The organism is Stenotrophomonas sp. HMWF023 (genome assembly GCF_003060985.1).
Lineage (GTDB): Bacteria > Pseudomonadota > Gammaproteobacteria > Xanthomonadales > Xanthomonadaceae > Stenotrophomonas > Stenotrophomonas lactitubi.
In genome coordinates this window covers 4,200-14,483 of record NZ_QAIJ01000230.1, presented here as the reverse complement: position 1 = coordinate 14,483, position 10,284 = coordinate 4,200, and the positions used below count along the sequence as shown (strand labels likewise).

Annotated in this window: 9 protein-coding genes; 4 read left to right on the top strand and 5 right to left on the bottom strand. The window is 66.3% G+C overall.

The window, feature by feature from the left end; genetic code table 11:
- Positions 1-108 precede the first annotated feature (108 nt).
- The 3 genes from DBR20_RS12540 to DBR20_RS12530 are packed head-to-tail and all read right to left on the bottom strand — an operon-like array spanning position 109 to position 3,971.
- Complete coding sequence (locus DBR20_RS12540; RefSeq protein ID WP_089235818.1) at positions 109-522, bottom strand: biopolymer transporter ExbD; 414 nt, start codon at positions 520-522, stop codon at positions 109-111.
- A gap of 10 nt (positions 523-532) precedes the next feature.
- The gene (locus DBR20_RS12535) at positions 533-2,317 is read right to left on the bottom strand and encodes a MotA/TolQ/ExbB proton channel family protein (protein ID WP_108266397.1); all 1,785 of its coding nucleotides are present in this window, start codon (positions 2,315-2,317) and stop codon (positions 533-535) included.
- 37 nt (positions 2,318-2,354) lie between these two features.
- Complete coding sequence (locus DBR20_RS12530) at positions 2,355-3,971, bottom strand: ShlB/FhaC/HecB family hemolysin secretion/activation protein (protein WP_108266396.1); 1,617 nt, start codon at positions 3,969-3,971, stop codon at positions 2,355-2,357.
- A 201-nt stretch (positions 3,972-4,172) separates the two neighbouring features.
- On the opposite strand from DBR20_RS12530, the gene DBR20_RS12525 reads away from it, so the two are divergent.
- Positions 4,173-4,514: a hypothetical protein gene (locus DBR20_RS12525; RefSeq protein WP_108266395.1), complete on the top strand. Its 342-nt coding sequence runs from the start codon at positions 4,173-4,175 to the stop codon at positions 4,512-4,514.
- 7 nt (positions 4,515-4,521) lie between these two features.
- Here DBR20_RS12525 and DBR20_RS12520 read toward each other — a convergent pair whose 3' ends face one another.
- Entirely contained in the window at positions 4,522-4,980 is a 459-nt protein-coding gene (locus tag DBR20_RS12520) for a general secretion pathway protein (RefSeq protein WP_108266394.1), read from the bottom strand.
- A 116-nt stretch (positions 4,981-5,096) separates the two neighbouring features.
- Between DBR20_RS12520 and gspH the strand changes: the two genes are divergently transcribed.
- From gspH to DBR20_RS12505, 3 genes are read left to right on the top strand one after another with little or no spacing between them, the layout of a single operon-like run.
- On the top strand, positions 5,097-5,543 hold the full coding sequence (gene gspH / locus DBR20_RS12515) for a type II secretion system minor pseudopilin GspH (protein ID WP_108266393.1): 447 nt from the start codon (positions 5,097-5,099) through the stop codon (positions 5,541-5,543).
- Complete coding sequence (gspI, locus tag DBR20_RS12510; protein WP_088100092.1) at positions 5,540-5,902, top strand: type II secretion system minor pseudopilin GspI; 363 nt, start codon at positions 5,540-5,542, stop codon at positions 5,900-5,902. Before gspH ends, gspI begins: the two co-directional genes overlap by 4 nt.
- Positions 5,899-6,513, top strand: a complete 615-nt coding sequence (locus DBR20_RS12505) for a prepilin-type N-terminal cleavage/methylation domain-containing protein (protein WP_108266398.1) — start codon at positions 5,899-5,901, stop codon at positions 6,511-6,513. Before gspI ends, DBR20_RS12505 begins: the two co-directional genes overlap by 4 nt.
- Before the next feature lie 262 nt (positions 6,514-6,775).
- Here the strand turns inward: DBR20_RS12505 and DBR20_RS23140 are convergent.
- Positions 6,776-10,284 (bottom strand): filamentous haemagglutinin family protein (locus DBR20_RS23140; protein WP_258223339.1); only part of this gene is annotated, 3,509 nt, incomplete at its 5' end.

Genomic DNA, 10,284 nt, shown 5'->3' with positions numbered 1-10,284 from the left:
GGCAACACCCAGTACCAGCAGCGCCGCCAGCACCAGCGCGACCGTCACCAGCAACTGGCGTCCGCGCGTACCAGGCTCCTGCAGGGGTGGTCGATGGCCGGCCATGCCTCAGCCCTGCGCCTTGCCGGTGACCAGGCCGACCTGGGCCAGCTCCAGCCGCCGCAGCAGATCCAGCACCTCGACCACACGCGCGTACTGCACCTGCGCGTCACCGCGCACGATTACTGGGAAATCCGGCGAGGTCGCACGTTCGGTACGCAGGCGGTCCTCCAGCTCGGCCATCGTCACCGGGTAGGCGTCCAGGAATACCTGGCCGCTGGGGTCGATGGTGATCGCCTTGGTCTTGGGCTTCTCCAGTGCGGTGCTGTTGCTGGCTTTCGGCAGGTTGACCTCGATGCCGGGAATGGAGGCGTTGCTGGTCAGGATGAAGATCACCAGCACCACCAGCAGCACGTCGACGAAGGGCGTCACGTTGATGCCCTTCTCGCGTTTCTTGATGCCGAACTTCGCCTTGTAGGCCATGGCCGGTCCCTCAGCCCTGGACCGCGGCCGGGCCGCGCCCGTCCTGCTCTTCGGCCAGGCGGGCGGCGAACTCGTCGATGAACACCGCCATGTCGGCGCCGATGGCTTCGGCGCGTGCACCCAGCCAGTTGTAGCCGAACAGTGCCGGGATCGCGACGCCCAGGCCGGCGGCGGTACACAGCAGCGCTGCCGCCATGCCCGGGGCCACCGAGTTGATGTCCACCGCACCGGCCATCGCCGCCACCACGAACACCAGCATGATGCCGATCACGGTGCCGAACAGACCCACGTACGGCGCGCCCTCGATGGTGGTCGACAGCCAGTTCATGCGCCGCGCCATCGCCTCCTGTTCGCGCACCATCACCGCGTCCATCGACGCGCGGATGGCGGCGATGGTGGCCGCGCTCAGATAGCCGGAGTTGCCATCACGCTGATGGCGCTGCTGCATTTCATCGATGGCCACCTGGTAGATGCGCCACAGCGAGCCGTCGTGCATCGCCGTCGGCACCTTGCCCTGCCGGTTCATCTCGGACAGCGTGCGCAGCGGCACGCCGGAGAGCTTGCTGAAGCTCTCGGTGAACACTGCATTGGCCTTGCTGGTACGGCCGAAATGGCGGCTCTTGGCGATCATGATCGCCCACGACAACAGCATCATCAGGCCGAGGATGGCCACCACCACCCAGGCGTCGAACGGCATGGCCTTGAGGATGAAGGCGAAGTGGCTCTGTCCGGCCGATTGCTCGTCAGCACCGTAGCTGATCAGGCGCGAATCGGCTCCCTGCGCGGTGGCATCGGCCAGCAGCAGCGCCGCCGGGCGCGCCACGCGCGAGATCCGCAGTTCATCCAGCGCACCATCGAAGTTGGCCAGCGGCTGCGTCGCACCCGGTACATCTGCACCTACCACCGCAGCGGTGGTCAGTGCCGGCAATTCACCACTGAGCTGGGCCACCACGCGACCGTTCAGATACAGCTGCAGCGCACCCTTCTCGGCGGTAAGCGCGAGATGCGCCCACTGCCCTTCCGGGATCGGCTGCGCTGGCGTGCTGCGCTGACCGTTGAGCTGCACGAACGGCACGCGGTTGTCGATGCCCAGCACCAGCTCGGCGGTGCCATCGCGCCGGGCGTAGATCGCCTGCGCGTTGGTCAGTGCGCCCGGTTTGATCCAGGCAGAAACGGTGAGCGGCGCGCCCGCTTCCTGTGCCAGCGAAGCGCTGGCCGGCAGCGGCAAGGGCCCGGCACCCAGCTGCACGCCACGTCCGATCACCGTGCTTTCCGCCACGGGCACTACCGCCCCGGCTGTGTTGCCATAGGCCGTGGTATCCCGCGCTGGCGCATTGGCCTCGGCAAAGTGGTAGACCAGCGTGTAGTCCGGATCGAACACCTGCTGGCCATTGCCGCTGGCCGGCGCCTTCGCATTGCCGTAGTACATCCAGATCGTCTGCGGCGCGGCGGCGGTCAGCGCCGGAACGTCCACCCAGACCAGGGCCAGGCCCAGGTTCGGGTCGAACTGCTCGATCTGATGGGCCAGCACGGTGCGCCCGTCAGCAGAAACAAAGCGCAGGTCGTTGCCCCCGTCCTGGGTGCCATCAAAACCGAAATTACCCGTATGCAGGCGCAGCAGCAGCGGTGTACGCCCGGGATTGCCGGCCAACCCCGCGCCCTGTGGGCCAGCGTCGACGGTGATCGGCTTGCGGTACTTCCATTCGGCCTGCCACCAGTTGGCATCGGCCGCGGCGGCGGGCAGCGCGATCAGCGCAGCCAGCAGCAGCAACATTCGGGAAAGCAGACGGTCCATGCAAAAGGTCTCCGGAGAACGCATCTCAAGGGAAGGGTCAGTAGCTGGTGCTGATGTTGAAATGCAGGCGCGGGTCGTCCTTGCGCGTGACCGGGCCGTCGGCGTAAGGCCAGGCGTAGTCCAGGCGCAGTTGCAGGTGTTCGCCCAGGCGCAGCTGCGCGCCGAGCCCGACCGAGGCCAGGTTGTACTTGTCGCGCTGTTCCGGCAGCGGCTGACGCAGGCGCAGGTAGGCCGCGTCGGCGAAGCTGTACAGGCGCAGATCGGTACCACTCCACAGCGACCACGCCGGGGTGCGCCATTCCAGGTTGGCCAGGCCACCGTAGTCGCCGATCGCTTCGGCCGACAGGTAGCCACGCACGGTGTACATGCCGCCAGCGGCGAACTGCTCGGCCGAGACCAGCGGCGCATCGGTCGCCTGCAGCGAGCCACGCGCATACCACTGCCAATCGTTGCCGAAGGTGTGCGTATTGGAGACATCCGCCTTGAACGCCACGAAACTCGGATCGGCCCAGTAGCGCTTCTGACCGAAATCGTTGGCGTTGCTGCCATAACCGAACAGACGCCGGGTTCCCGCCACCAGCTGCGTGTTGATGCTCAGCTGATCGTTCTCGCCCTGGCGCACGCCGACGAAGGCCAGCGTGACTGGTGCGTACTTCAACGGCGTCTTCAGGCTGTCCTTGCCCATCTGCGTGTCTTCTTCGGTGTCCTTGAAGTCCACGCCGAGGCTGAGCTGGCGCCACCACTGGCTGCTGCCAACCAGGCGGTAGTTGAGCTTGAGGCCAATGGAATGACCGTTGCCGATCACGTTGGTGCCGGTACCGGTACCGACCTGCCCGCCTGCATTCAATACGCGGCTGTCGGACTTGTAGCCCGATGCCTCCAGGCTCCACGGCGTGCCTTCGAACGGCATCGTGTACGAGGCCGAGAACACCTTCGCCTGTTTGGTATCTTCCGGCGCAAGGTACACGCCGATGTTGGCGCTGTGCCCGCGCTTCCACAGGTTGTCGTGGGCCAGCGATGCACTCAGGCGCAGCTTCTCGGTATCAGCGCTGTGATCGTTGTTGAGTGCCGCGCTCGCGCGCCACGGCGACTTCTCTTCCACCTGCAGGTCCACATCCATGGTGCCCGGCACCTGGCCTTCGCGCACCAGCGGCAGCACCTGGCGGCGGCCACCTTCGTTCAGCGCAGTCAGTTCCTTCTGTGCCTGGTCGAAGTTGGGCACGCGCCCTTCAGCCAGCGCCGGTACCCGTTCGCGGATGCGTTCGGGTGAGTCATGGCGCGCACCAACCACGCGCAGCTGGCCAATGGGCGTCTGCTGCACCTTCAGCAGCACCACACCCGCGTTGACCTGCTGTTCGGGCAGCTCCACGTAGACCGATTGGTAGCCGGCCTGCTGGTACAGCGCGTTGACTGCATCACGCGCCTTTTCGACATCGGCGAGCGTTTTGCCGGGGCCGAGGAACGGTTCGACCGCACGTTCGATCTGGCGCGCATCGAGCACGGTGTTGCCGCGCACGATGTACTCGTTGATGTTCACCGTGGGCGCTGGCGCGGCGTCCTGCGCGAGCGCTGGAAATGGCAACGACGCCAGGGCCAGCAGCAAGGGATGCAGGCGCAGCGGGAGGCGAGCGGCACGGCACGGAACGGGAGTCATCGAAGGCATCGCGTCGTATCGAAGGGAATGGCCAGGGAGCGGCGCGTGGGTCTACCAACAGGACGTGCAGGCCGCGTCAAAACCGCCAACAGTTTTGTGACAGCACTGTCATCTGTTGACGATGCTGAAACAGGCGCAGGCGGACACTTCGCTTGGTACACGTCTTCATTGCAGAGCGCCTGCTGCCTCGGGAGATTCAAGATGCACGCCACCCTGCTTACGCCAAACCGCCCCGCCCTCTGCCTGGCGTTGGTTCTGGCCCTGGCCTCACCTTGGGCGCGGGGCGACCAGGCTGACAAACAGGCAGATGCAACGCCATGCATCGAGGTACAGGTCAATGGCGAGCGCATCCCCGCCTGGGATTGCCTGCAACGCAAGCTGGCGCCGGCAGAAAGCGCAACCGCCCGCCCCAATCTTCCCGAGGCCGAACGCTTGATGCGCAAGCCCGGCAACCAGTTGCTGCAGTACAACCTGGAAGGCACGCGGCAACGCATGGGCGATGCGTTCGGGCGTTCGGTGGTGCCACAGCGCCCAGCGCGCTGAGCCGTGTTCAGTGCCGCCCCAGCGCGGCGGGGACGATGCCATCGGTAGGCATTGGCGGCAATTCGGGCACGGGCAGCGAGCGCGGCTGTCCTGCCTGCTGCAGTTCAATCGCGTTCGCGCTGATTGCTGCCAATACGGTAGATGGGCCAAGACGCTGGCCCGGTGCATAGGCCTGCGCAGGCGCCCCATCCACCGACAGCAGCGCCAACGGCGCCTGCTGCCCGGCCATTACGCCCAGCACGGTCACGTCGGTCTGCACCGCACCGGGCGAGAGCAGCCGCACCAGCGGTGCGCTCGCAGCGTCGTCGAAGGCCGGGCCGGCGGGTACGGCGACCTGCACCGTGGGGGCGGCAACGCGAGCCGGTGCCATGAACAGGGCCATGCCCCAGTATCCCGCTACGGCCAGCAGCAGCATCGCCGCCAGCAGGGTCAACATGCAATTGCGATCCCAACGCCTGCCGTCCATGTTCCGCACCTTCGCCAGGGTCCTGTGCGGCCACGCTAGCAGCTGTCGCTGACGCTTTTGTTTCATCATCCGCGCCTACGCTGGCAGGTATCGGCAAGGACGGGAGGCGATGTCCGATGCAACGCAGGCCACGCGGCTTCACCCTGATTGAACTGATGGTGGTACTGGTCATCATCGGCATCTGCACGGCGGGCATCGGCCTTGGCCTTGGCAGCCTGCTCGACCCTGCGCGGCAGCTGCGCCAGGAATCGGAGCGGTTGGCGCAGCGCCTGCAGGTCGCGCGGGATGAAGCACGCATCGATGGTCGGCCGATCCGCTGGCAGGCCAGCGCAGAAGGCTATCGCTTCAGCCGCCGCGACAGCGAAGGCTGGGTCGAGCTGCAGCGCGATGACCTGCTGCGTCCCCAGCAGTGGCAGACCCTCGGCATAAAAGTGCAACCTGCTGCCGCCATCGAGCTGAGTCCTGAATGGATCGGCGTGCCGTGGGAGCTGGCGTTGTCGCTGGACGGTCGTCGACTGCGTCTTCGTGATGATGGCAGTGGACAATTGCAGGTCATGCAGTGAAGCGGAAGCAACAGGGATTCACGCTGATCGAGGTGCTGATCGCGTTGGCCATCGTGGCCATCGCCTTGGCGGCGGTGATGCGCTCGGTGGCGGTGGCGACCGATGACCAGTCGCGCCTGCGTGACCGTCGGCTGGCCCTGCTGTGCGCGCAGGACCGCTGGCAGGAGCTGCGCCTGGCCGCACAGCCACCCGGCGATGCACGCCTGCTGTGCCTGCAGGGGCGCACCCGTTTCCTGGTGCAGCAGCACCTGGGCAGCGGCGCCGACGGGCAACCGCAGCTGGACTTGAGCGTGGTGGCCGAAGATGCACCGAAGCAATCGCTGGCGCGCCTGCAGCTGCCATGGACGGCGGCGCCATGAAACGCGCTGCGGGTGGCTTCACCCTGATCGAAGTGATGATCGCCATCACCATCATGGGCGTGCTGGCGGTGATCTGCTGGCGCGCACTGGACAGCGTGGCCAACACTGACCAGCGCCTGCGCCAGGCCGATGCCGAGACCAGCACGGCGATGCGGGTGCTGCAGCAGTTCCAGCGCGATATCGAGATGCGGGCTGACGATGCGCTTATGAACGGCGCGGTGCGACCGGCCGATCAGCCTGCACGGCTGCTGCCGCCGTCGTTGACCAGTGAGCGCCACCCTGATGGCGGCTTCACCTTGGAGATCACCCGCAGCGTCGGTAGTGATGGGCTGCAGTGGCAGCGCGTTCGCTGGTGGCGGCAAGGCAGCACGTTGTGGCGTGCCAGTGGTGCGCCGTCCGATCATTATCCGCTGCCTGCGCCCGAGCCGACGCGCGGGCTGCTGGTGGCCCGTGATGTGCAGCGTTTCGAAGTGCGGGCATGGCAGCCGGGAGTGGGTTGGGCGATGCTGCCCAGCCAGGGCGAGGTATTGCCGGCGACCGGTCTGGAGTTGCGGTTGGGTTTGCGTGATGGACGCGGGCCGTTGAGTTACCGGCGGGTGTTGGCGCTCTGAGAGGAGCATCCACGCATGGCGTGGATCTACTGAGCTGCATCCACGCATGGCGTGGATCTACTGCTCCCCGGTCGCCGGGCGCTGTCCCGCGCCCGGCGACGCCGTGTCGGTGGTCCTCACCGCTGATGGCTGCTCCCTGCCCTCGGTGCCGTCCTGGCTGGGGCCGCCACCGTTCCCTGGCAGCTGGCCCGATCCTGTGTTCTGCGCGTGGTGGGTGCGGATCTTGGTCCGCACCGTTCCTCCATCCACGCGTGGCGTGGGTCTACTGGGTCGGCTGCTTGCCTGCGTCTGCCCGGGCCTGCGGGAACTGGAAGGCACTGTTGACGTCGTAGCCCGCGGCGGCGGCCGTGTTTCCGCGTGCTGGCGGATCGATGCTGCTGCTGGCACTGCCGAAGCCGAGAATCTGCACGCTGATCACCGACGGCTGGTTGCGCCGCGCATCGTCCTGGCTCTTGCGCATCACGTCCTGTGCGGCCTGGCTGGCGCTGTTGGCCGCAGCGCTTGCCGACGCCAGCGCGTTGACGTTCACCGAGGCCAGTACCGGCAGGCCCTTGCTGTCGCCCTGCACCTGGATGTTGGCGGCGTTGAGCACCTGCAATGCCGCCAGGTTGATGTTGCCCGACACGCGGATACCTGCCTCGCCCGCGTCGATGGTGCCCAGCGGCGCGATCAGGTCGACATCGCCCGGCGCCACTTCGGCGATCGGGTTCAGCGTTGCAATGCCGGCGCCGCTGGCCGGTGCCTGTGGCGACAGGATCACGTTGCCCCAGGTGTCGTAGACGCGACGCGGCGGGGTGTACAGCAGCGTGGTCTGCGAACCGCGGCCGGCATTGATGTCGCCCTGCTCGGACCACGCCAGGATGTCGCCACCAAAGGTGGTCATCACCCGCGACAGGCCCAGCAGCACGCTGTCCTGGCTGAACAGACGGATGTCGCCCTGGCCCTGGGTGACCAGGCCCGCGCTGGCCGGAGGCACCACGCCCTGCACACCCACCACGATCTGCCCGCCCGGTGCCATCAGCTCGATGTTGCCACCCGCTTCGGTGCGCACTCCAGAACCGCCGTACATCACGATATCGCCAGTACGGTTGATGGTTGCGCCAGTCGCATCCTTGTCCGGCATCAGCGTGGCGATCGCTTCGCGCCCGCGCAGGTAGGAACCGAAACGCGGCCCTTCTGCATTGGTGTATTCACGACCACCTTCGCGCAGTTCAGCGTAGTAGACCTGGCGCAGGAAGATGCGCTGCTGCTCCTTCGGCAGCGCATCGAACGCGGCCAGTGCATCCGTACCTTCGGCAGCGGTGCCGAAGCGCTGCTGCAGCCACTGCTTCAGTTCCTTGTCGTAGATCTTCACCGACTTGCCAGGCTGCGCCGCCAGCGACTGCGCCGGATCGGCCAGGTTGGCCGGGTCGAGGTAACGCGCGCGCATTGCATCGAAGTCGATGCCTTGATTGCCAGCCGTCACCGCAATGCTCGCACCTGGGCGGGTATCACCCTGAACGACGCCTCCAAGACTGACGATGCTTCCGGCCTCTTCCTGGCGCACTTGGCGGCCGGCATTCACCTCGACATTGCCGGGGCCGGCTACCGTCAGGTTGCTGCGGATGATGTCCCGCCCAGCGTCGATCCCGCTGATATCGGTACCGCTGGTGTTGAGCGCGGTGACATTCGCGTTGATCACATCGCGACCGGCGCGCAGTTGTACCGCCGATCCCGCTTCATACCAATCAAACAGCGTCCGGTTCGCGGTACCGGTGTTCTGCATCAGCTGTCGGCGGCCACCACTGCCCAACCCGATGATGTCGCCGGCCACGGCATAGAAGCGACTTGGCGAAGTGGGGCGGGACGTCAGCGCACCGGTGGTCGGGGTACTGGGGCCGAACGCGAACAATGGCAGGATCGCCGCCGGATCGGTCCCCTGCACCCCATCGTCGGAGAGATTGTGGCTGACCCGGATTCGGCTGACGCCCCGCTGGGCCATGAAAGCAGGATCAAAGGGACCAGGGAGGCGGGCATCACTACCGGAACGTGCAATGCCCGTGGCATCGATCGCGGCAAAGATCGAGCCCCCGGCCAGAACCTCGAGCTGGCCGCTGGCCGAAGGCGCGAGCAGCATCACATCGCCTGTGTTCGCGCCCGGTCCGAGGCCTCGAAGCGAGGCACTGATGATGTCACCACTCGCTGCCACTGCGCTGAACCTGGACGGATACAGCCAGTAATTGATGTTGGGGGGAACGGATCGATCCTGTAGCGCGACGCCTTCAGCGAACATGTTGCTACCGGTTGCATGCAGACTTCCGGCCAGGCTTGGTGCGAGATTTCCGCCTGCCGAGAACAGGTCCAGTGCAGTGCCTCGGGTCCAGAGCGAGAACCACGTAGTGCCAGCTGCATGCTGGCCATCACTCAGAACCACGTCGTTGTAGTTGGACGTCGGTACACGCCCCGCATCTGCGGCGCCACCAAGAACAATGTCGCCACGGGCCTGCAGGCGGGCGGTGGAATCACCCAGGATGAGCACCGGCCCCGCCATCGCCACGGGTGCGTCGGCCACGAACGGATTCTTCAGGCCCAACGTTCCGTAGCTGCTTTGTATCGCGCTGAGACCACCGATACGCGCCGCCTGCAGCAGTGTACTGCCCCGCAGATTGGTCATGGCGCCATTGAGATCCAGATCCTGCAGGAAACCTTCGGGCTGCTGCGCGCTCGCACGCAGGCCTGGGTTGAGCGCACCGCCGCTTCGCAGCGTCAGGTCTCCGCCCCCCGTCAGATGCAGTTCACCGTTGCTGACGCGTCCGGTCGACCCGACCGCAGCGACAATGGCGCTGGAATGGGGCGCAGTCAACAATCCCAGGGCATTGCCCATCGACGCGATCACCCCCGAGTGGCGGCCTGCTTCCAGGGACAGATTGCCCCCTCCCAATGTGCCGAAGCCGGTGAAGCCGACCATGCGGGGCGTCGCGTCCTGCTCGGCGCCGACGGTGCTGTAGGTGCCGAAGTTGATCCACCAGCTGGTTGCTGTGGTCTGGACATCCTCCGTCGTGCCCGAACCCTGCCGCCACAACCAGTTTCCCACCGCAGCACTTGAATGCCCCGCTTGGTCGCGCTGCGCCGTGCCCGATTCGGACCGGGCGGTCCAGACATCGCCAATGATGTCTCGCCCCGCGTCGACCCTGACATCGCCACCACGATCTGGATACCAGGCACGGTAGTTGACCAGTGCCGCATCATAGCTGCCCGAGACTTGATTTTTGCCCAGCAGCGAGGTCTGCCAGGGCGCAGCCGCACGCGCCGGGTTGAACTGCGCGTCGTAGCCATCGCCCAACGACGTCGGCGCACCTGCGGTATACACACCGAAGCCGGACTTCATGCGCACGTCCTGGGCGGCCAGCAGCGTCAAGTCACCCTTGCCCGTTCGCAGCACGCTCCAGGCCGGCGCGCCCAAGCGCTTGCCATAGGTAGTGACTTCAGTCAGCGTGCCGCCACCATAGCAGTAGCCCATCGCCGCACAGATCTCTTCCTCCGACATGCCCATCTCGACACCCAGTTCCGTAGCCGGGCGGCCGACCCAGGATTCATCGCCCCACCATGCCAACGAGCCTTCCTTGTCGACCAGGCGCGGGGCGGGGCCGCAGTTGGGTCCGGAGTCACAGACTTCGTTCTCGGTCAAACCGAGCTCTCGGGCCAGATCGGCCACGGGCTTCCCGACCCACGATTCATCGCCCCACAGCCTCAGCGAGCCGTCCAGGGTGATCACGCGATCACCCTTCCATT

Excerpts from the sequence above, each read along its gene's own strand:
- DBR20_RS12540 (WP_089235818.1), bottom strand. The coding sequence starts at position 522 with ATGGCCTACAAGGCGAAGTTCGGCATCAAGAAACGCGAGAAGGGCATC.
- DBR20_RS12535 (WP_108266397.1), bottom strand. The coding sequence starts at position 2,317 with ATGGACCGTCTGCTTTCCCGAATGTTGCTGCTGCTGGCTGCGCTGATC.
- DBR20_RS12530 (WP_108266396.1), bottom strand. The coding sequence starts at position 3,971 with ATGACTCCCGTTCCGTGCCGTGCCGCTCGCCTCCCGCTGCGCCTGCAT.
- DBR20_RS12525 (WP_108266395.1), top strand. The coding sequence starts at position 4,173 with ATGCACGCCACCCTGCTTACGCCAAACCGCCCCGCCCTCTGCCTGGCG.
- DBR20_RS12520 (WP_108266394.1), bottom strand. The coding sequence starts at position 4,980 with ATGGACGGCAGGCGTTGGGATCGCAATTGCATGTTGACCCTGCTGGCG.
- gspH (WP_108266393.1), top strand. The coding sequence starts at position 5,097 with ATGCAACGCAGGCCACGCGGCTTCACCCTGATTGAACTGATGGTGGTA.
- DBR20_RS12505 (WP_108266398.1), top strand. The coding sequence starts at position 5,899 with ATGAAACGCGCTGCGGGTGGCTTCACCCTGATCGAAGTGATGATCGCC.